Source organism: Enterobacter sp. BRE11 (assembly GCF_031844285.1).
Classification (GTDB): Bacteria; Pseudomonadota; Gammaproteobacteria; order Enterobacterales; family Enterobacteriaceae; genus Pantoea.
Window position 1 is genome coordinate 173,819 of the sequence record NZ_JAUZUX010000003.1, and the last position, 21,029, is coordinate 194,847.

At 57.4% G+C, this 21,029-nt stretch carries 19 protein-coding genes and 1 other annotated feature; of the genes, 6 read left to right on the forward strand and 13 right to left on the reverse strand.

Annotated features, from left to right (window positions below; genetic code table 11):
- Positions 1-18: 18 nt before the first annotated feature.
- The gene (ribF, locus tag Q9R34_RS04600) at positions 19-942 is read right to left on the reverse strand and encodes a bifunctional riboflavin kinase/FAD synthetase (protein ID WP_216492605.1); all 924 of its coding nucleotides are present in this window, start codon (positions 940-942) and stop codon (positions 19-21) included.
- Between the two features lie 317 nt (positions 943-1,259).
- Here ribF and rpsT point away from each other — a divergent pair, with 317 nt between their 5' ends.
- The gene (rpsT, locus tag Q9R34_RS04605; protein WP_033749434.1) at positions 1,260-1,523 is read left to right on the forward strand and encodes a 30S ribosomal protein S20; all 264 of its coding nucleotides are present in this window, start codon (positions 1,260-1,262) and stop codon (positions 1,521-1,523) included.
- A gap of 130 nt (positions 1,524-1,653) precedes the next feature.
- Here the strand turns inward: rpsT and nhaA are convergent, their stop codons facing one another.
- From nhaA to dnaK, 3 genes are all read right to left on the reverse strand, one after another.
- Positions 1,654-2,826, reverse strand: a complete 1,173-nt coding sequence (gene nhaA / locus Q9R34_RS04610; RefSeq protein WP_485892565.1) for a Na+/H+ antiporter NhaA — start codon at positions 2,824-2,826, stop codon at positions 1,654-1,656.
- A gap of 174 nt (positions 2,827-3,000) precedes the next feature.
- A complete protein-coding gene (gene dnaJ, locus Q9R34_RS04615; RefSeq protein WP_434126341.1) occupies positions 3,001-4,143 on the reverse strand; it encodes a molecular chaperone DnaJ in 1,143 nt (380 codons plus the stop codon).
- A 100-nt stretch (positions 4,144-4,243) separates the two neighbouring features.
- Positions 4,244-6,154: a molecular chaperone DnaK gene (dnaK, locus tag Q9R34_RS04620; protein WP_434126342.1), complete on the reverse strand. Its 1,911-nt coding sequence runs from the start codon at positions 6,152-6,154 to the stop codon at positions 4,244-4,246.
- Positions 6,155-6,701: 547 nt separating this feature from the next.
- Here dnaK and Q9R34_RS04625 point away from each other — a divergent pair.
- The 3 genes from Q9R34_RS04625 to Q9R34_RS04635 are packed head-to-tail and all read left to right on the forward strand — an operon-like array spanning position 6,702 to position 9,144.
- Positions 6,702-7,112 (forward strand): GNAT family N-acetyltransferase, encoded by a 411-nt coding sequence (locus tag Q9R34_RS04625; protein WP_485892567.1) that lies wholly within the window; start codon positions 6,702-6,704, stop codon positions 7,110-7,112.
- 24 nt (positions 7,113-7,136) lie between these two features.
- Positions 7,137-7,826: a helix-turn-helix transcriptional regulator gene (locus Q9R34_RS04630; protein ID WP_033749426.1), complete on the forward strand. Its 690-nt coding sequence runs from the start codon at positions 7,137-7,139 to the stop codon at positions 7,824-7,826.
- 19 nt (positions 7,827-7,845) lie between these two features.
- On the forward strand, positions 7,846-9,144 hold the full coding sequence (locus tag Q9R34_RS04635) for a cytosine permease (protein ID WP_485892568.1): 1,299 nt from the start codon (positions 7,846-7,848) through the stop codon (positions 9,142-9,144).
- A gap of 19 nt (positions 9,145-9,163) precedes the next feature.
- Here Q9R34_RS04635 and Q9R34_RS04640 read toward each other — a convergent pair whose 3' ends face one another.
- The 3 genes from Q9R34_RS04640 to tal all read right to left on the reverse strand — a co-directional run bounded on the left by Q9R34_RS04640 (position 9,164) and on the right by tal (position 12,232).
- Positions 9,164-10,465 carry an MFS transporter gene (locus Q9R34_RS04640; protein ID WP_485892569.1) on the reverse strand — a complete coding sequence of 434 codons (1,302 nt, stop codon included), beginning with the start codon at positions 10,463-10,465 and terminating at the stop codon, positions 9,164-9,166.
- Positions 10,466-10,575: 110 nt separating this feature from the next.
- Positions 10,576-11,163: a molybdopterin adenylyltransferase gene (mog, locus tag Q9R34_RS04645; protein ID WP_434126351.1), complete on the reverse strand. Its 588-nt coding sequence runs from the start codon at positions 11,161-11,163 to the stop codon at positions 10,576-10,578.
- A gap of 115 nt (positions 11,164-11,278) precedes the next feature.
- Positions 11,279-12,232, reverse strand: a complete 954-nt coding sequence (gene tal / locus Q9R34_RS04650; protein WP_033749420.1) for a transaldolase — start codon at positions 12,230-12,232, stop codon at positions 11,279-11,281.
- A 207-nt stretch (positions 12,233-12,439) separates the two neighbouring features.
- Here tal and yaaA point away from each other — a divergent pair, with 207 nt between their 5' ends.
- Positions 12,440-13,216: a peroxide stress protein YaaA gene (yaaA, locus tag Q9R34_RS04655; protein ID WP_485892570.1), complete on the forward strand. Its 777-nt coding sequence runs from the start codon at positions 12,440-12,442 to the stop codon at positions 13,214-13,216.
- A gap of 57 nt (positions 13,217-13,273) precedes the next feature.
- Here yaaA and thrC read toward each other — a convergent pair whose 3' ends face one another.
- The 5 genes from thrC to Q9R34_RS04680 form a co-directional block, all read right to left on the reverse strand.
- Positions 13,274-14,560 (reverse strand): threonine synthase, encoded by a 1,287-nt coding sequence (gene thrC, locus Q9R34_RS04660; RefSeq protein WP_434126355.1) that lies wholly within the window; start codon positions 14,558-14,560, stop codon positions 13,274-13,276.
- A gap of 3 nt (positions 14,561-14,563) precedes the next feature.
- Positions 14,564-15,493 carry a homoserine kinase gene (gene thrB / locus Q9R34_RS04665; protein WP_096073867.1) on the reverse strand — a complete coding sequence of 310 codons (930 nt, stop codon included), beginning with the start codon at positions 15,491-15,493 and terminating at the stop codon, positions 14,564-14,566.
- A gap of 2 nt (positions 15,494-15,495) precedes the next feature.
- Positions 15,496-17,958: a bifunctional aspartate kinase/homoserine dehydrogenase I gene (thrA, locus tag Q9R34_RS04670; protein ID WP_485892572.1), complete on the reverse strand. Its 2,463-nt coding sequence runs from the start codon at positions 17,956-17,958 to the stop codon at positions 15,496-15,498.
- A gap of 25 nt (positions 17,959-17,983) precedes the next feature.
- Positions 17,984-18,101 (reverse strand) — a sequence feature (Thr leader region).
- Positions 18,040-18,111, reverse strand: coding sequence for a thr operon leader peptide (gene thrL / locus Q9R34_RS04675; protein WP_071997498.1), 72 nt, complete (start codon positions 18,109-18,111; stop codon positions 18,040-18,042). It overlaps the preceding feature by 62 nt.
- Before the next feature lie 195 nt (positions 18,112-18,306).
- A complete protein-coding gene (locus Q9R34_RS04680; protein ID WP_434126358.1) occupies positions 18,307-19,002 on the reverse strand; it encodes a tRNA/rRNA methyltransferase in 696 nt (231 codons plus the stop codon).
- 609 nt (positions 19,003-19,611) lie between these two features.
- Between Q9R34_RS04680 and arcA the strand changes: the two genes are divergently transcribed.
- Positions 19,612-20,328 (forward strand): two-component system response regulator ArcA, encoded by a 717-nt coding sequence (gene arcA, locus Q9R34_RS04685; protein WP_033749412.1) that lies wholly within the window; start codon positions 19,612-19,614, stop codon positions 20,326-20,328.
- Positions 20,329-20,434: 106 nt separating this feature from the next.
- Here arcA and creA read toward each other — a convergent pair whose 3' ends face one another.
- Positions 20,435-20,911 (reverse strand): protein CreA, encoded by a 477-nt coding sequence (creA, locus tag Q9R34_RS04690; protein ID WP_434126360.1) that lies wholly within the window; start codon positions 20,909-20,911, stop codon positions 20,435-20,437.
- Positions 20,912-21,029 lie beyond the last annotated feature (118 nt).

Below are 21,029 nucleotides of genomic sequence, written 5' to 3' on the forward strand. Positions count from 1 at the left end.
TTTCCGTATTTTGCGGGGTTAAAGCCCAAAGAAGCGCCGGGCGGTTACCACATCTTTCGCAATTTGTTCTTTCAACGCCTCCAGTGAGGCAAAGCGCTGCTCGTTACGTATCTTATGCTTCAGCACCACATCAATGTGCTTTCCATACAGATTGATATTGATGTCAAGCAGGTGAACTTCAAGCTGCTGGCGTAATCCTTTTACCGTTGGTCGGGTGCCGATATTGGCGACGCCGGGAACGGGCGCGCCCAGGCCAAGCACCTCCACCGCATACACGCCTTTCACCGGCGAAACGATGCGGCGTAAAGGGAGGTTCGCGGTGGGAAAACCGATGGTGCGCCCCAGTGCATCGCCGTGCACGACGCGGCCAGAGATACTGAAAGGATGGCCCAACAGCGTTTGCGCCAGCGCTAAGTCATCATTTGCCAGCGCCTGACGCACGGCGGTGCTGCTGATACGCTTGCCGCCGTCGCAGAAGGTTTCGGTGCTGACGACGTCAAAGCCGTACTCGGCACCCGCCTTCTGTAATAACAGGAAATCGCCCTGACGACCAGCGCCAAAGCGGAAATCATCCCCCACCGCCAGGTACTTAACGCCCAGCTTATCCACCAGCAGATCGGTGATGAAACACTGCGCCGACTGCGCGGCGAAGCGGCGGTCAAAGCGCACGCAGAGCACGCGATCGACGCCCGCTTCCGCCAGGAATTTCAGCTTCTCCCGCAGACGCGTCAGGCGCGCCGGCGCTTTGTCTCCGGCAAACAGCTCAAGCGGCTGCGGCTCGAACAGCATCACCATCACCGGAAGCTGGCGTTTTCGTCCCTCTTCGCACAGGCGCGCCATCAGCGCCTGGTGGCCGCGATGCACGCCGTCGAAGTTACCAATGGTCAGGACGCAGCCGCGATGCTGCTCGTTTAGATTATGAATACCGCGGATAAACTTCATGGCTGACTCAAACCGGTGGAAATCGGCGGATTATACCCTTGAAACCGGCTAAGGTTAACCCGTAGCCACACCTTTCCTGCGCAGAAGGCGCCATTTCTCAGGGCCCGGCGCGCGCTGCCCGTTTATCCGAGAATTTTGTTGGGAAAGGCTGTATTCAACGAGGGGAAGCTGGTAGAATCTTGCGCCATCAATTACGTAACCGGGCGTGGTTTGTAAAACGACGCTTATTTGCACAAATCCATTGACAAAAGAAGGCTCAAAAGGCATAGTCCTCGGCCTTTGATTTGTCCATATAGAACACATTTGGGAGTTGGACCTTGGCTAATATCAAATCAGCTAAGAAACGCGCCGTAACATCTGAAAAACGTCGCAAGCATAACGCGAGCCGTCGTTCTATGATGCGTACTTTCGTTAAGAAAGTATACGCGGCGATCGCAGCTGGCGACAAAGCTGCTGCGCAGAACGCATTTAACGAAATGCAACCGATCGTGGACCGTCAGGCTGCTAAAGGTCTGATCCACAAAAACAAAGCTGCACGTCATAAAGCTAACCTGACTGCTCAGATCAACAAAATGGCGTAAGCCTTTGTTCATCGCTTTGTAAAAAGAACCGGCGCTTAGCCGGTTTTTTTTCGCCTTGAGCAAGCGCCTGCTCCAGGCAAGCGCCTAATCCAGACGCTGCCCGAAGCGGCATAGGATGAAAGCGCGACCGCTAAGCCGTCCGCTGCGCCAGACGCCGTCCCAGAATCACGTAGCCCGCCACTGCAGAGAGAATCGAGCCCAGCAAAATGCCCAGCTTCGCCAGCGTGATAAGCTGCGGATTGCTCTCGCCGTAGGCCAGCGAAGCGATGAAAATCGACATGGTAAAGCCGATGCCGCACAGCACGCCGACCGCAGCGATATCCGCCAGGCGAGTATTGTGCGGCAGCGTCGCCAGCCTGAACTTTACCGCCAGCCAGCAGAAAAGCGTGATGCCCACGGGCTTGCCGATCAGCAGTCCTGCGACAATCCCCAGCGGCAGCAGTGAGAAGATATCCCCAGCGTGCACGCCATCCAGCGACACGCCTGCATTAGCGAAGGCGAACAGCGGCAGGATCAGCCAGCGCACCCAGGGATGAAGCGCATGCTCAAGATGAATGGCCGGCGAATGGCCCTCCTGCTTTTTCAGCGGGATCAGGAAGCCTACTACTACGCCCGCCAGCGTCGCATGCACGCCCGATTTCAGCACCGCGGTCCACAGCACCATGCCCACCAGCAGATAGAGGCCGGTATTGCGCACGTTCAGTAAATTCATCGCCGCCAGTACCACAATCGCCAGCGCGGCAACGCCCAGCGCGGCCATCGACAGGTCGCTGGTGTAGAAAAGCGCGATAATCACAATCGCGCCGAGATCGTCGATAATCGCCAGCGCCATCAGGAAGATTTTCAACGCCGGCGGTACGCGGCTGCCGAGCAGCGCGAGGATGCCCAGCGCGAAGGCGATATCGGTGGCGGTGGGAATCGCCCAGCCGCTGCGCGTAGCCGCATCCGCGCCGTTAAACGCCAGAAACAGCAGCCCCGGCATCAGCATGCCGCCCAGCGCCGCAATCAGCGGGAAAATGGCCTGCTCGCGCTTCGCCAGCGCCCCCATCACCATCTCTCGCTTCACCTCTAAGCCGACCATCAGGAAGAAGAGCGCCATTAGCGCGTCATTGATCCACAGCAGGAGGTTCTTGCTGATATCGAGCGATCCAAAGCGGAACTCGACCGGTATGGCCAGCAGGTTCTGATAAGCCTGCTGGGTGCCGGCGTAGTTCGCCAGGAACATCGCCAGCGCAGCCGCCAGGATAAGCACGATGCCGCTTGTGGCATCATTCTGTAGCCATTTTTTAAGTTTAATATTCACGTTATCTCCCGACTCATTACCTGTGCTATTCCAGAGCAGCGGCTATCATAACGGTTAACAAACCTTTAATCGGTTATTAAAAGCTGCATTTACGGAACTTTAAGCACTATGCAGCGAAAAGGCATAAAAAAAGCCAGCGACAGAGCGCTGGCTTGATGCTGACTGCATGACTGATTAACGCGTTAAGTCGTCAAAAAACTTCTTCACGCCGTCGAAGAAGCTTTTCGAACGCGGGCTGTTGTTCTCGCCGGTTGGACCGCCGAAGCTCTCTTCCAGATCGCGCAGCAGCTTTTTCTGCTTCTCGTTCAGATTGACCGGCGTTTCCACCACCACGCGGCACAGCAGATCGCCGACCGCGCCGCCGCGCACCGATTTCACCCCTTTGCCGCGCATGCGGAACAGCTTGCCGGTCTGGGTTTCAGCCGGGACTTTCAGCTTCACGCGTCCGTCAAGCGTCGGCACCTCAATCTCGCCGCCCAGCGCCGCCATGGCAAAATTGATCGGCACTTCGCAGTAAAGGTTGTTGTCTTCGCGCTCGAAGATCGGGTGTTTCTTCACCGACACCTGAACGTAGAGATCGCCAGCTGGCGCGCCCTGCTCGCCCGCTTCGCCTTCGCCGCTGAGACGAATGCGATCGCCGGTATCGACGCCTGCGGGGATTTTCACCGACAGGGTTTTCGATTTCTCGACGCGTCCATGGCCATGGCAGGCGTTGCACGGATCTTTAATCACCGAGCCTCGGCCGTGACAGGTCGGACAGGCTTGCTGCACGGTAAAGAAGCCCTGACGCATCTGCACCTGGCCTGCACCGTGGCAGGTCGGACAGGTTTGCGGCTGAGAGCCCGCCTTCGCGCCGCTGCCGTGGCAGACGTCGCACTCCTGCAGCGTCGGGATGCGGATCTCTTTGGTCACGCCGCGCACCGCTTCTTCCAGCGTCAGCTCCATGTTGTAGCGTAAATCGGCGCCGCGCGCTGCGCGTTGACGACGACCGCCGCCAAAAATATCGCCGAAGACGTCGCCAAAGATATCGCTGAAATCCGCGCCGCCGCCGCCAAAGCCACCGCCGAATCCGCCGCCGCCCATACCGCCCTGTTCAAAGGCCGCATGACCGTACTGATCGTATGCCGCGCGCTTCTGCGCGTCAGTCAGGATTTCGTAGGCTTCCTTGACCTCTTTGAATTTGGCTTCCGCTTCTTTGTCACCCGGATTGCGGTCGGGGTGCAACTTCATCGCCAGGCGTTTATACGCCTTTTTAATTTCACGTTCGTCTGCGGATTTGGAGACGCCTAAAATCTCGTAGTAGTCACTCTTCGCCATTTTTAGCCCTTAACATGCTCGCACGGGCGTGGAGAGATCTCCTACGCCCGTGCTGGTTTCAACGGCTGTCAGGCCAACCGTCGCGCCCGGTCAGGGGCAATTATTTTTTGTTGTCTTTCACTTCTTCGAATTCAGCGTCGACCACGTCGTCCTCTTTCTTCGCCGAAGCGTCGGCTGCATCCGCGCCGCCTGCCTGTTGCTGCTGCGCCGCCTCCATCAGCTTGCTGGAAACCTGCATCAGCGCCTGCATTTTAGCGTCGATCGCCTCTTTGTCTTCGCCTTTCAGCGCGGTTTCCAGCTCGCTCAGCGCGGACTCGATTGGCGCTTTGTCGTCGGCGGAGAGCTTATCGCCCGCTTCTTCCAGCTGCTTACGGGTGCTGTGCGCAATCTGGTCGCCCTGGTTACGCGTCTGCACCAGCTCTTCGAACTTACGATCCGATTCAGCGTTCGCTTCTGCATCGCGAACCATTTTTTCGATTTCGTCCTCGTTCAGACCGGAAGAGGCTTTGATGGTGATCTTCTGCTCTTTACCGCTGTTCTTGTCTTTCGCCGAAACGTGCAGGATACCGTCCGCATCGATGTCGAAAGTAACTTCGATCTGCGGCATGCCGCGCGGTGCCGGCTGAATGCCGTCCAGGTTGAACTGACCCAGCGATTTGTTATCGCTTGAACGCTTACGCTCGCCCTGCAGCACGTGAATAGTCACGGCAGACTGGTTGTCTTCAGCCGTTGAGAAGACCTGGCTGTGCTTGGTCGGAATCGTGGTGTTCTTGCTGATCAGCGAAGTCATCACGCCGCCCATGGTTTCGATACCCAGAGACAGCGGGGTCACGTCCAGCAGCAGCACGTCTTTGACGTCGCCCGCCAGCACGCCACCCTGCACCGCAGCGCCCACGGCGACCGCTTCGTCCGGGTTAACGTCTTTACGCGGCTCTTTACCGAAGAACTCAGCCACTTTGGACTGCACCATCGGCATACGCGTCTGACCGCCGACCAGGATCACGTCGTTGATATCAGAGACAGAGAGCCCCGCATCCTGCAGCGCAACTTTCAGCGGCTCGATAGAGCGGCTGACCAGATCTTCTACCAGCGACTCGAGCTTCGCGCGGGTCACTTTGATGTTCAGGTGTTTCGGACCAGTTGCGTCCGCCGTGATGTACGGCAGGTTAACATCGGTCTGCTGCGCAGAAGAGAGCTCGATTTTCGCTTTCTCTGCTGCTTCTTTCAGGCGCTGCATCGCCAGCGGATCGTTGTGCAGATCGATGCCCTGATCTTTCTTGAATTCGGCAACCAGATAGTTAATCAGACGGCTGTCGAAGTCTTCGCCGCCCAGGTGGGTGTCACCGTTGGTGGCCAGCACTTCAAAGGTTTTTTCGCCGTCAACTTCGTCGATTTCGATAATGGAGATATCGAAGGTACCGCCGCCCAGGTCGTAAACTGCGATGGTGCGGTTGCCCTGGCCTTTATCCAGACCGTAAGCCAGCGCGGCTGCGGTCGGTTCATTGATGATGCGTTTTACTTCCAGACCTGCGATGCGGCCGGCGTCTTTGGTCGCCTGACGCTGCGCATCGTTAAAGTAGGCCGGTACGGTGATAACGGCTTCAGTCACCGGCTCGCCGAGGTAGTCTTCAGCGGTCTTTTTCATTTTTTTCAGCACTTCCGCAGAGATCTGCGGCGGCGCCATTTTCTGACCTTTTACTTCGAGCCAGGCGTCGCCATTGTCGGAAGAGGTGATTTTGTACGGCATGATTTTAATATCACGCTGAACTTCTTCGTCCTGGAAGCGACGGCCGATCAGACGCTTAATAGCGAACAGCGTATTCTGCGGGTTGGTCACCGCCTGACGTTTAGCCGGCTGGCCTACCAGAGTTTCGCCATCCTGCGTATAAGCAATAATTGAGGGCGTGGTGCGATCGCCTTCGGCATTCTCCAGCACGCGCGCTTTACCGCCGTCCATGATCGCAACACAAGAGTTGGTTGTACCCAGGTCAATACCAATGATCTTACCCATCTAAACGTCTCCCACTTAAATTCTTTGTCAATTTGGGTTGTGAACCCTTAATGCGGGCGCTTTGTTGGCTTTCAACCGCCATTACTCGCTTTTTTTCCCGGGCTCACAACGCTCGATGACAACTAGATGGGGCCGCTTCGAAGCGCATCAAGGGTTAAACGAAAATTTTTTTTCGCTGCCAGCTTTTCTGCGCCGCCCGCGCGTCGCGCCTTTGGCTGCGCAAAGAAAAAGCCGCGCAAAGCGCGGCCTGTTGAACAGCATGTTGACTGAGTGCGGTGTGGAGCGCTCGGCCCAGCGAAGGAGCCGAAAAAATATATTATCGTTATTATTACAAAACTAACTTATTTTTCTCTTTTCCCTGATGTCGACGAATAGTCACGTTGCCATAGCCATCAAATAACTGGCCCTATGATAATATTAAGCGGCTTAAATCACAGGGGGAATATTATCTCTTGCGTCCAACCGAACCTCATGGTAATAATGGAAATTCCGAGCATTTTACATCCCCCCTGCTCTTTTCTCGTTTGTATCATATGGACATTATTATATGGAAATAAAGATCGGCCATATTGAGGACCGTCAGACTGAAGAATATATTATTCAACAGCTCTGGCAGCATAATAGCCGCTTCGCCGACGTGAATATGAAGCCGCTCAACGTTATATTATATGACGATGACCAACATATTCAGGACGGGCTGCTGGCGCACACCTGGTTCGGCACGCTGGATATTCACTATCTCTGGATCGACGAGGCGCATCGCAAGCACGGCACCGGACGCGAGCTGATGCAAAAAGCCGAAGAGGAAGCACGCCGCCGCGGCTGCCATATGGCGGTGGTGGATACCTTAAGCTTTCAGGCGCGCGGCTTCTACGAGAAGCTGGGTTATCGCGTCTATGGTGAACAGGATGGCTATGCGCAGCGCTTTGCCCGTTATTATCTGGCAAAAAGATTATAATCCGCACCTAATCAGCGAGGCGCTATGGGCAGCCCATATCGCAGTATCGACGATTTTCTTGCCGCTTTTGCGACCACCATGGATCTATTGCCTACGCCATGGGGTTTTAAAGATGCGGCATCACAACATCTCTATATGAATAGCGCGGCGCGCTTATATACCGCTACGCCTAAAAACTATTCTTTAGAGGGAAAAAAAGATAATGAGTTTCCCACGCCCTGGAGCGACTGCGCCGATGAGTTTTGCGAGCACGACGAAAAGGCCAGAACGTTAAAAGCGTGCGTCGCCGTTATAGAAACCCATTACTGGTACGGGAAAAACTATCTCACCCCTTTTATCAGCGAAAAATACCCGGTCTTTGATAGCCGTAACGTTTTTTTGGGCTGTATCTGGAACGCGCGTCCGGTAGAAAGTATTACCGCACTGACGTTTATTCATCCGCAAAAAAGCTCGGTGCTGAACACGCAGCTTGAACACCCTCTGTTTACACCCGCCGAACTGGATGTGATTTTTCTGCTGCTCAGGCGATTCAGCGCCAAAGAGATCGCCCGGATCTACAACCTTAGCGTCAAAACCATCGGCAATCGCATCGCCACCCTCTATCAAAAAGCGGGCGTGCATTCGCTGCAGCAGTTTGAGCAGTACTGCCGCGCTGAGTCGCTGGAGAACTATCTGCCAGAGAAGCTGCTCAGCAAAGGCGTCTCTTTTATTTAAACCGGCAAGGAAACCTGTTGTGAGTAAATTTGATGACTACCCGTTGAGCCGGGTGCCTGCGGGCGAAAGGCTCTCGCTGCTTAGCGTCGCTATCGTGCATATGGGCATGCTGACCGCGCTCGATCAGTTTATGCTCGGCGCCGTGCTCGGTAACAGTATGACGCTCGGCGAAGCCTTTACCGCCATTACCCTGGCGAGCCTGCTGTTTGGCTTTCTGACTTTTGCTCTCGGCTACGCCGGGATGCGCGAAGGTCTGTCAGGCAGTCTACTGGCGCGCTGGTGCGGCTTCGGCCGCCACGGTTCGGTTTTGATCGGTCTGCTGGTCGCCGTCAGCCTGCTGGGCTGGTTTGGCATTCAGAATGCCGTTTTCGCCCGGTCGCTCAGCTACGCCCTGGACGGCAAGCTGAGCTTTGCGCAGTCCGCCTCCTTATCGGGCGCGGTGCTGACGTTGCTGGTCGCCTTTGGTTTTAAGGCGCTGCGCTTTACCGCCCGCGTAGCAGTTCCGCTGTTTATCGCGCTGGTCGGCTGGATCTTCTGGCACGCGTTTCACGTGCAGACAAGCGGCACGATTCCGCCAGCCGCGGCCACAGAGGCCATTACCGTAAGCGCCGCCATTACCATGGTGATCGGCGGCGCCATTCTCGCCAGCCTGATGACGCCGGACCTGACGCGCTTTTCACGCAGCGGCAAAGATGTTTTCGCCATCACGCTGCTGACCATTCTGGCAGGCGAGTACGGCGTTAACGGGCTGGCTATTCTGATTGCGAAAGAGCTGCAGACTTCTGACATCATCGCCATCATTACCCAGACAACCAGCACGCTGGGGCTGTTCGCGGTGGTCTTTTCGACCCTGCGCATCAACGACCTTAACCTCTACTCTTCCGCTCTGGGCATCGCCAACGCCACGGAAGGGCTGACCGGCTTTAAGCCGCGCTACAGCGTCATCACCCTGCTGCTGGGTTTTCTCGGCACGCTCTGCTCGGTGCTGGGCATTCTCGACCGCTTCGTCGATTTCCTGGAGCTATTGGGCGTGATCTTCCCGCCGGTGCTGGGCGTGATGATTGTGGATTACTATCTGCTGAAGAGCGATCGCCAGACGCTGGCGCAAAGCCGCGACAGCAACAGGCTACCGGCGACCTCACAGCTTATCGGCTGGCCTGCGCTGATCGCCAGCGCGGCAGGCAGCGCCACCGGACTGCTGGTTGAGCGCGGCGTGCCGGTTTTCAACTCGATTATCGTCGCCTGCCTTGTTTACCTGCTTGCCGCGCCGCTAATGAAGCGCGCCGCGGCTGCGCCGAAAGCAGCCACCGTCGACTAATCTCTCCTGACGCGCCTGGCTACAGGCGCGTGTCACTCGCCAGCGCGCCCTGCCGTTCGACATTGTAAAGCCACACGCCGATCAGCATTCCCAGCAGCGCCAGCGCCAGCACATACCAGGCCGGCGCCAGCGGCGTCAGGCGTAAAATCAGCGTGACGAAGATGGGCGTCAGGCCGCCGAAGATGGCGTAAGCCACGTTGTAGGAGAAAGAGATGCCGGTAAAGCGCACCGACGCCGGAAAAGCGCGCACCATCAGATAAGGCACCACGCCCACCACGCCGACGCTCAGCCCCGCCAGCCCGTAGTTAAAGAAGAGGCCGCTGCCATCTGACGTCTGGCTGGCGAAAAAATGCCAGCTGCAAACCGCCAGCAGCAGCGAGCCGCCCATCAGGGTTTTTGCCGCGCCCATCCAGTCCACCAGCCATCCGGCAATCACGCAGCCCGCCAGCAGCATTACCGTCGCCAGACAGTTGGCCTGCAAACTCAGCGCGGCACTAATGGCATGCTGTTTCTGCATTAGCGCAGGCGCCATTAAAATCACCACCACGATACAGGCGGAAAGCAGCCAGGTGAGCAGCATAGAGAGCAGCACGCCGCCTTTATGCTGAGTGAGCACGGTTTTTAACGGCAGCGTATCGGCCAGCATTTTACGCTGCTGCATCTGCTGGAAAACCGGCGTCTCGTGCAGCCAGCGACGCAGATACATCGCCAGCAGACCAAACAGCCCGCCAAGAAAGAAGGGAATACGCCAGCCGATGCTGGCGACCGTCTGCGGCGTCATGCTGCTGTTGATGGCGGTCGCGACCAGCGAGCCCAGCAGGATCCCCGCCGTGAGCCCGGCGGTCAGGGTGCCGCAGGCGAAGCCGATGCGCTTCTCCGGCACATGCTCCGCCACAAACACCCAGGCGCCCGGCACTTCGCCGCCAATCGCCGCGCCCTGCAGCAGGCGCAGCAGCAGCATCAGCAGCGGCGCGGCGATGCCCGCCGTATCGTAGGTGGGCAGCACGCCCATCGCCAGCGTCGGCAGCGCCATCAGCAGGATGCTGAGGCTGAACATTTTCTTGCGGCCCACCTTGTCGCCGAAATGCGCCATGATCAGGCCGCCGAGCGGACGCGCCAGATAGCCTGCGGCGAAAATCGCAAAAGTTTGCAGCTGGCGCAGCCAGTCAGGGATATCAGGCGGGAAGAAGAGCTCGCCGATAACCGCGGCGAAAAAGACGAAAATGATAAAGTCGTAGAACTCCAGCGCGCCGCCGAGCGCGGCCAGCGACAGCGTTTTGAAATCCTGCCTTTTCAGGCGATGGGCAGCATGTGCATCCATAAGCGTACAGGTTCCAGAGGTAGAAGTGGATTTGTAAATTTACGCTTACTATACCGTCCATCTTTCACTACACCAGCGCCGCCAGAGGCTATGCCTGAAATGATGAATTTTTAGTTATTTATCTGCTTTATGGCGCTTTTTGGGCGAAAAGCTGCTACCACGTCGTGATGCGTTTCAACGTAAGGCCCCTCCAGAAGCTGTAAACAATAAGGTACAGAAGCGAAGATCCCCGGCACTTTCACCTTACCGTCGGCCTCTTTCACCCCTTCCAGCGTCTCTTTAATCGACTTCGGCTGTCCCGGCAGGTTCAGCACCAGCGACTGTTTGCGGATCACGCCGACCTGGCGCGACAGAATGGCAGTAGGTACAAACTGCAGGCTAATCTGACGCATCTGTTCGCCGAAGCCGGGCATCTCGCGATCGGCCACCGCCAGCGTGGCGTCGGGCGTCACGTCGCGGCGCGCCGGACCGGTGCCGCCGGTGGTCAGCACCAGGTGGCAAAAACGCTCGTCCACCAGCTCGCAAATCGCCTGTTCGATTAGCGGCTGCTCATCCGGCACCAGCCGGGTTTCGGTAGTAAAAGGGGTGGCCAGCGCGCTGCTTAGCCAGGCTTCCAGCGCCGGAATGCCCTGATCCTGATAAATGCCGTTCGCGGCGCGATCGGAAACGGAGATCAGGCCAATGCGTAAAGTATCCATGATGTTGTTACCCGGGTTGACCGCAAAGCGGTAAGACAAAGGAGGAATAGCAGAGAGGATAATAGAAAGTGAGGCAAAGAGAAAACCGTGGCGGCCAGGCCGCCACGGCAACGGATTACAGCAGGTCAGCGATCATTTTCTCAAGCTTGCCCTGGTCAACGGCGAAGTTGCGGATGCCTTCCGCCAGTTTCGCCACCGCCATCGGATCCTGGTTGTGCTGCCACAGGAACTCAGATTCGGTCATCTTCGCCGGACGCGCTTTCACATCGCCGCTGTAGCTCAGCTTACGCTCAACCGTGCCTTCGCTCTCCGCCAGCTCTTTCAGCAGCGCGGGAGAGATGGTCAGGCGATCGCAGCCCGCCAGTTCCAGGATCTCGCCGACGTTACGGAAGCTCGCGCCCATCACCACGGTTTCATAACCGTGCTGCTTGTAGTAGCTGTAAATTTCAGAAACTGACACCACGCCCGGATCTTCGTGCGGCGCGTACTCTTTCTTGTCGGTGTTGTTTTTGTACCAGTCAAGGATACGGCCCACGAACGGCGAAATCAGGAACACGCCCGCTTCAGCGCAGGCGCGCGCCTGGGCGAAGGAGAAGAGCAGCGTCAGGTTACAGTTGATACCCTCTTTTTCCAGCTGCTCCGCCGCGCGGATGCCCTGCCAGGTCGACGCCAGCTTGATCAGGATACGGTCGTTGCTGATGCCCGCGTCGTTGTAGAGTTTGATCAGGCTGCGCGCTTTGGCGATGCTGCCTTCGGTGTCGTAGGAGAGACGCGCGTCGACTTCGGTCGAGATGCGGCCCGGGATCAGCTTGAGGATTTCCAGACCAATGTTGACGGCCAGTTTGTCCGACACCAGCGAGATCAGCTCATCTTTGCTGCCGTTCTGCTCGCGCGCCCAGCTAATCGCTTCGTCGATCAGCTTGCGGTATTCAGGGATCTGCGCGGCGTTCAGGATCAGAGAGGGGTTGGTGGTGGCGTCTTGCGGCTGATAAAGCTTCATGGCTGCGATATCGCCGGTGTCGGCGACAACGGTGGTGAGTTGACGCAAGGAGGTCAGTTTGTCCGTCATGTCTGTTGTCTCTTATGTAATGTCAGGGTGAAAAAGGCTGTTGCGATAATATCATGCGGCAACCGAGGCGCAAGGTCGCCAGATGCCGTTTACGATAGCGTGAACAGATGGCTGCGATTTGCCTGTCGCTGCGGCTTTTTTGTTACACTCGGCGGCCTGACAAGTGACATTTCCCTGTAGCGACAAAGGATAACCGAGGAAGCGACTATGTTAATGGTGATCTCACCTGCCAAAACGCTCGATTTTAGCAGCCCGCTGGCGACCCAGCGTTATACCCAGCCTGCGCTGTTAGAAAAATCACAACAGCTGATTGAGGTGGCGCGCGATCTCTCACCGGCGCAGATCGCTTCGCTTATGGGCATCAGCGACAAGCTGGCGCTTCTCAATGCTGAACGCTTCAACAGCTGGCAGCCCGACTTTACGCCGGAGAATGCGCGCCAGGCGATTCTGGCGTTTAAAGGCGACGTCTACACCGGTCTGCAGGCGGAGAGCTTTAGCGAAGCGGATTTCGACTTCGCCCAGCAGCATCTGCGCATGCTCTCCGGCCTGTACGGCGTGCTGCGTCCCCTCGACCTGATGCAGCCCTATCGTCTCGAGATGGGCATTAAGCTCGCCAGCCCGGCAGGCAAAGATCTCTACAGCTTCTGGGGCGATCTGCTGACGCAGCATCTCAACGCCGCGCTGCAGGAACAGGGCGACGAGGTGCTGATTAACCTGGCGTCGGACGAGTATTTCCGGGCGGTTAAGCCGAAGCAGCTGCAAGGTCGTCTGGTGAAACCAGTGTTCCTCGACGAAAAGAATGGCGCGTTCAAAGTGATCAGCTTTTACGCTAAAAAAGCGCGCGGCCTGATGAGCCGCTACATCATTCAGCATCGCCTGAGCGATCCCGAGGCGCTGAAGCAGTTTGATGTGGATGGCTACTTCTTTGATAAGGCGAGCAGCAGCGAAAGCGAGCTGGTATTTAAACGTCACGAGCAGAAGTAATAAAAAAGGCGCCCTCATGGACGCCAGTTAAATGGTTCAACGCACACTGGCGCGAAGTCAGGCCTTGAGCAAAAACGCGCGCAGCGGCGCGAAGTCAGCCTGCATAGCGTGCGACAGCAGGGGCAAACCAGCGCGATCCGCCAGCGCCTGCGGCAGCGGCAGCGCCTGGCCGAGAATCGCCTCGACGCTCTCTTTGAATTTCGCCGGGTGCGCCGTGCCGAGGAACAGGCCGAACTCCCCTTCCTGCAGCTGATCGCGCAGCAGACGGTAAGCGATAGCCGCATGCGGCTCGGAGATATAGCCGATCTCAGCCAGCTCGCGCATGGTCGCCTCGGTGGTCTCATCGCTCACTGCGCCGTAGGCGAGATCGGTCAGGCGCCAGGTTTTGCGGCGGAACAGCTCCTCTACGCGCGGCCAGTTATTCGGCTGGCTGACGTCCATGGCGTTCGACAGCGTGGCGACCGTGGCGTTTGGCGTCCAGCTGCCGCCCTGCAGGAAGCGCGGCACGGTGTCGTTAGCGTTCGTGGCGGCGATAAAGCGCTTGATCGGCAGGCCAAGTGATTTTGCCAGCAGGCCGGCCGTCAAATCGCCGAAGTTTCCGCTCGGCACCGAGACCACCAGCTGGTTGCGCTTCTCCTGCGGCAGCTGCGCCACCGCTTCGAAGTAGTAGCAGATCTGCGCCAGCAGGCGGCTGATATTGATAGAGTTCGCGGAGTTCAGGCCAATCGCCTTTTTCAGCGCTTCGTCGTCGAACGCCTGCTTCACCAGCGCCTGACAGGCGTCGAAGTCGCCGTCAATGGCGATGGTTTCGATATTGCCGCCCAGCGTGCAGAACAGCTTCTCCTGCAGCGGGCTGATTTTGCCCTGCGGATAGAGAATCACCACGCGGACGTTTTCCATGCCGTAAAAAGCGTGCGCCACGGCCGCGCCGGTATCGCCAGAGGTCGCGGTCAGGATAGTGATCTGCTCGTCCGCGCCTGAGACGTAAGAGAGCATCTGCGCCATAAAGCGGCCGCCGAAATCTTTAAACGCCAGCGTCGGGCCGTGAAACAGCTCCAGACAGGCGATATCGTCGCTGACTTTCGCCACCGGCGCAGGAAACGCAAAGGCGGTTTTAACGCGTTCAGCCAGCTGGTGCGGCGCGATTTCATCGCCGATATAGGCAGAGAGAATTTTGCTGCTGCGGCTGACGAAATCCATCTCCAGCATCGCGTCGATGTCGGTCAGCTCGAATTCCGGCAGTTCAAGCGGGAAGAACAGCCCCTGTTGCGATCCCAGGCCCTGTTTTACCGCCTGCGAAAAGCTCACCTGCTCGTTATGATCCTTAAGGTTGTAGAGTTTCATGCGTTATCCCAGTTTACGTGCGCCAGCCGTATCAAGACGGCAAATATGGACGAAGCCTTCATCATTCTGCAGATAGTGCTGGCGCAGCCAGTCCGCCATCCGCTGCGCCGTTTCCATCTGATTGCAAACGGCGAAAAGCGTCGGGCCAGAACCTGAAATGCCGCACGCCAGCGCGCCAATGTCGACGGCGGCCTGGCGCGCCTCGGCAAAGCCCGGCAGCAGTTTGGTGCGGTAAGGTTCGGCGATCACATCTTGCATCAGTTTAGCGGCCAGCAGCGGTTGGCCGCTATGACAGGCGTGAATAAAGCCTGCCAGCAGGCGGCCGTGTTTGATCACATCCTCTTTGCGATACTGCGCGGGCAGGATGGCGCGCGCTTCGGCGGTAGAGACTTTAATGCCGGGGTAAGCCATTACCCACAGCCAGTCGTCGAAGCCCGGCACCGCCTGGCTGATGATGCCGTTCTCCTCCAGCATCAGCTGGATGCCGCCGAGGAAGCACGGCGCGACGTTGTCATAGTGCACGCTGCCGGAAATGCGCCCTTCCAGCTCGCCCATCAGCGTCAGCAGCTGGGTGTCGCTGAGCGGCTTGCCGCAAAACTCGTTCATCGCCATTAAGCCAGCCACCACCGAGCAGGCGCTGGAGCCGAGGCCGGAGCCGATCGGCATATTTTTCTCCAGCGTCATCGCCACCGGTACTTCTTCGCCAATCGCTTCGCAAAAGCGCTGCCAGCACTGATAGACAATATTCTCTTTGGGATCGTCCGGCAGCTTGCTGACAAAGCGCCCGCTGTTTTGCAACGAAAAGCGCGGCGCCGCCTCTACCGTGACGCAGTCGCCCAGCAGCGCGCCGTCCACCGGCGACACTGCCGCGCCCAGCACATCGAAGCCGACGCTGACGTTGCCAATCGAGGCCGGTGCGTAAATTTTTACCATCATCAAACTCCCAACTTCCACGACAGGGTGCGCAGCAGATCGGCGAAGACGCCCGCCGCCGTCACATCATTTCCCGCGCCGTATCCGCGCAGCACCAGCGGGATCGGCTGATAATAACGGCTGTAAAACGCCAGGGCGTTCTCGCCGTTTTTCACTTTATAGAGCGGATCGTTGCTGTCGACCGCGTCAATCTTCACTTTGCAGACGCCGCCCTCTTCAATCGCGCCGACGAAGCGTAACACTTTTCCCTGGTCACGCGCTGCGGCGACGCGCGCGGCGAAGGCGCTGTTCAGCTCCGGCAGACGCTGCATAAATACCTCGACGTCGGCGATCTCGTTCAGGCTGGCAGGCAGCAGCGGCTCAATCTCGATATCGCTCAGCTCCAGCTTATGGCCCGCTTCGCGCGCCAGGATCAGCAGCTTGCGCGCCACGTCCATGCCGGAGAGGTCGTCGCGCGGATCGGGCTCGGTAAAGCCCATGTCGCGCGCCAGCTTCGTCGCTTCCGAGAGCGACACGCCCTCGTCCAGCTTGCCGAAAATAAAGGAGAGCGAACCCGAGAGGATACCGGAAAACTTAATCAACTCGTCGCCAGCATTTAACAGATTTTGCAGGTTTTCAATTACCGGCAGTCCCGCGCCGACGTTGGTGTCGTAGAGGAATTTGCGACGCGATTTCGCGGCGGCGGCGCGCATCTGCTGGTAGTAGTTCCAGGAAGAGGTGTTGGCCTTTTTGTTCGGCGTGACCACGTGGAAACCGTCGCCGAGGAAGTCGGCGTAGAGATCGGCCACCGCCTGGCTGGAGGTGCAGTCGACGATGACCGGGTTAAGCAGATGATACTCTTTCACCAGCCGAGTGAGGCGGTCAGGATTAAACGACTCTTTCGCTTCGCTCAGCGCGCCTTTCCAGTCGCTCAGGTCGATGCCGTGCACGTTGGTCAGCAGCGCGCGCGAATTGGCGATGCCGCAGACGCGTAGATCGATATGCTTCTGTTTCAGCCACGCCTGCTGGCGATAGAGCTGATCCAGCAGCGCGCCGCCGACGCCGCCGACGCCGACCACGAAGACTTCAATCACCTGATCGGTGGCGAACAGCATCTGGTGCACCACGCGCACGCCCGTGGTGGCGTCGTCGTTGCTCACCACCACCGAGATGGAGCGCTCTGACGAGCCCTGCGCGATGGCAACGATATTGATGTTAGCGCGCGCCAGGGCGGAGAAGAATTTAGCGGAGATGCCGCGCAGGGTACGCATGCCGTCGCCGACCACGGAGATCACCGCCAGCTGTTCCATTACCCCTAGCGGATCGAGCAGGCCATCTTTCAGCTCCAGGTAAAACTCCTCTTCCAGCACGCGGCGCGCCCGCGCCTGCTCGTTCTGCGGCACGCAGAAGCTGATGCTGTATTCAGAAGAGGACTGGGTAATCAGCACCACCGAAATGCCGGTGCGGGACATGGCGGCGAAGACGCGCGCCGCCATGCCGACCATGCCCTTCATGCCCGGCCCGGAAACGTTGAACATCGCCATATTGTTCAGATTGGTGATGCCCTTGACCGGATTCTCGTCCTGCTCTCCTTCGCCGCCGATCAGGGTGCCAGGCGCCTGCGGGTTGGCGGTGTTTTTGATCAGGCACGGGATCTGAAACTGCGCGATAGGCGCGATGGTACGCGGATGCAGCACTTTCGCGCCGAAATAGGAGAGCTCCATCGCCTCCTGGTAAGACATTGACTTCAGCAGGCGGGCGTCGGGCACCTGGCGCGGATCGCAGGTATAGACGCCATCTACGTCGGTCCAGATTTCACAGCAGTCGGCGCGCAGACAGGCGGCCAGCACTGCGGCGGAGTAGTCGGAGCCGTTGCGCCCCAGCACCACCAGCTCCCCCTTCTCGTTGCCAGCGGTGAAGCCAGCCATCAGGATCATGTTTTGCGGCGGGATCTGGCTGGCGGCAATACGGCGCGTCGATTCGGCGATATCCACGGTGGATTCAAGATAGTGGCCGACGGCCAGCAGCTTCTCTACCGGGTCGATGACGGTAACGCCGTGGCCGCGCGCCAGCAGCAGCGCCTCCATAATGGCGATGGAGAGCTTCTCGCCGCGGCAGATAATGGCGGCGTTGACGCTGTCGGGACACTGCCCCAGCAGGCTGATGCCGTGCAGCACCTGTTTCAGCTGAGCGAACTCCAGGTCGACGCGGGTTTTCTGCCCGTCATAGTCGAAGCCTGGCTGCTGCTGCGCCAGCCCCTGCAGCAGTTCGTCGAAAATACGCTCGGCGTCGCTGATATTGGGCAACGCGTCCTGACCGCTGATGGTTTTCTCAATCATCGCCACCAGATGGTTGGTAATTTTCGCAGGTGCAGAGAGTACGGTGGCAACCTGTCCCTGCTGCGCATTGCTTTCCAGAATGTCAGCGACGCGAAGAAAACGTTCCGCGTTCGCTACCGAGGTCCCACCGAATTTCAGCACTCGCATGTTAAAGCTCTCCTGAATTTTTGCCGAAAAAAAAGCCCGCACTGTTCAGGTGCGGGCTTTTTTCTGTTTTTCCTGTATGCGTCAGCCCGCACCGTTACCTGTGGTAATGGTGGTTGTAATAATGGTGATGTTCAGGCTGGTTGAGTTACGCATTGAGATTTTTTCTGTCTGTCTTTTAGAGTCTGTCTGCCTTCCAGAAGTAAAGCAAAGCGCCGATCAAGTCAACGAATTTGTCCGGCGGCCACTTTTTCGCCGCTGCGCACTGCTGCCTGCCGGGGCGGGGATCGCCTACAGAATCGTTTGCCTGCAGCAGGCTTTTTGCGATCAGCCGCTATGAATGGCGCTTTTTCAGGAAGATTTATCTATAAGTTTTTTTTCTACATCATGCAGGAGACGATGCAGCATAGCGCTGTCGCGCTGCTCCAGCAGGCCGATACGCTGATCGATCCAGTCGGCCATTTTGCGATCGTCGCCTACCTCAAGCGTCTGCAGCAGCCGTTCAAAACGGTGGCGCAGCGCCTCCAGCTGCTGGGCGTCCGCCGGAGGGGCCACCGGCGGCGTCACGCGATTAAGCGCGGAGAGCTGATAGCAGTACACCATGACCGCCTGACCAAGGTTGAGCGAGGGATAATCTTGTGCCATCGGAATGCCGGTCAGCAGATCGACCTGATCCAGCTCTTCATTGGTTAACCCGCTATCCTCGCGCCCAAAGACCAGCGCCATACTGTTTACCCACTGACGCTTCTCCAGCAGTTGCGCTTCAACCTGCTGCGGCGTGGCGTAATAGCGGAATCTGGCGCGGCTGCGCGCCGTGGTGGCGACGGAAAAGTCGATATCGGCCAGCGCGTCGCTCAGGGCGTCAAAGGTGCGCAGATTATCGAGGATCTCGCCCGCGCCGTGCGCGACCCGGCGCGCAGCGGGATCTTGCCAGGCGTCGCTGGCGACGATGCGCAGCTCGTTAAAGCCCATCGTTTTCATCGCCCGCGCCGCTGCGCCAATATTTTCCGCCCGGGCGGGCGAAACCAGAATAAGGGGGAACCGCATGATTATTCCATTTGTGTTTAGAAATCGCGCCGTATAGTAGCACGTGCTGCGGTTAAAGCCGGAATGTCGCCGTTTAAGAAAATAATTTGTTAACGATGTTAAATTTGAATAAACAACGCTGTAATCTCATAAAGCGTCCCGAATCGGCGATAAGTAAAATTAATTCCTGAAAAACCTTCTCTATCAGAAGATTATGGAAAGCTTCTCTGCAATTATCATTTGCGTATACATAATGTGAATATGTAGCGAAATTGATATTTTTTGTGAGCTAAGCTTGCATTACAAGAGAAGTTTTTCACATAAGTGTTAACGTGCTACAATTGCATTTGATATAAGTCAACGAAGCGTTGTTTTTATGCTTATCGGTTGTTGTTGGTGCTGTTAGGTTGCTGTTAATACGGTTAGGATATGCGCCAAAAGATTCTCTCCTGGGGCAGGCAATATTCATTCTGACTGGCTGAGCTAACACTGTTGTTGACGTTGATAGATGGTGTATCAAGAACATAATTTCGTACAACGGTTAAGCGCCACACACCGCGCTTTTTAGCGAGCCTGAATACCCGCGTACGCCCTGTTTTCGATTTGTTGGCAAATTTTAGGTAGCGAAACATGCAGACCCCACACATTCTTATCGTTGAAGACGAACTGGTCACGCGTAACACCCTCAAAAGCATTTTTGAGGCGGAAGGTTATGTCGTGTATGAGGCAACCGACGGCGCTGAAATGCATCAGGTATTGACCGATAACGACGTCAACCTGGTGATCATGGATATCAACCTGCCAGGCAAAAACGGCCTGCTGCTGGCGCGCGAGCTGCGCGAGCAGGCAAACGTGGCGCTGATGTTTCTGACCGGTCGTGATAATGAAGTGGACAAAATCCTTGGTCTGGAGATCGGCGCGGATGACTACATCACCAAACCTTTCAACCCGCGTGAGCTGACCATCCGCGCGCGCAATCTGCTGTCGCGCACCATGAATCTGGCGATGCCGAGCGAAGAGCGCCGTCAGGTGGAAAGCTACAAGTTCAACGGCTGGGAGCTGGATATCAACAGCCGCTCGCTGATCAGCCCGAACGGCGAACAGTATAAACTGCCGCGCAGCGAGTTCCGCGCCATGCTGCACTTCTGTGAAAACCCGGGCAAAATTCAGACCCGCGCCGATCTGCTGAAGAAGATGACCGGCCGTGAGCTGAAGCCGCATGACCGCACCGTCGACGTCACCATTCGTCGCATCCGCAAGCATTTTGAATCCACGCCGGATACCCCGGAGATCATCGCCACTATTCACGGCGAAGGCTACCGCTTCTGCGGCGATCTGCAGGAATAAAAAACCTGCCGGACTCGCGGGCTGGCTGACTCTGCCAGCTCGGCCCGCCTCACCCGCGAGCGAGCTTTAGCCGCCGTCGATAAAAAACGCCCCGAAGGGCGTTTTTTTATTCCCGCCACGGCATAATCGGCACCGCGCTCAGCGCATTCTTCGGCGATCCCTCAACCACCCTGTCAGAGTAACTCAGGTAGATCAGCGCATGGCGCTTCTGATCGAAAAAACGCACCACCTGCAGCTTTTTAAACACCAGCGAGGTCCGCTTCTTGAAGACGACTTCGCCCTGCGCCTTGCCGTTAGCGATGGCGTCGCTCAGCTCAACCGGCCCGACCTGCTGGCAGGAGATCGCCGCGTCGGCGGTATCTTCGGCCAGACCCAGGCCGCCCTTAATGCCGCCGGTTTTCGCCCGGCTGATATAACAGGTTACATTTTTTACATCCGGATCGTCGAATGCCTCAACCACGATCTTATGATCGGGCCCAAACATCTTGAATACCGTATCAACCGAGCCGATCTCTTCGGCCATAACCGGCGATGCCAGCAGCAGCGTGGCGAATGAAGCAGCGAAAAAGCGGGATATTGTCATAGCGTTACCATTGCAAACCTAATAGACGAGCATGTAATGTACTGGCAATTGGCCGCGTTGACCAAACCAGAACCGGTTTTATCCCACATTGACATGGCACAATCTCCCAACAAAACTG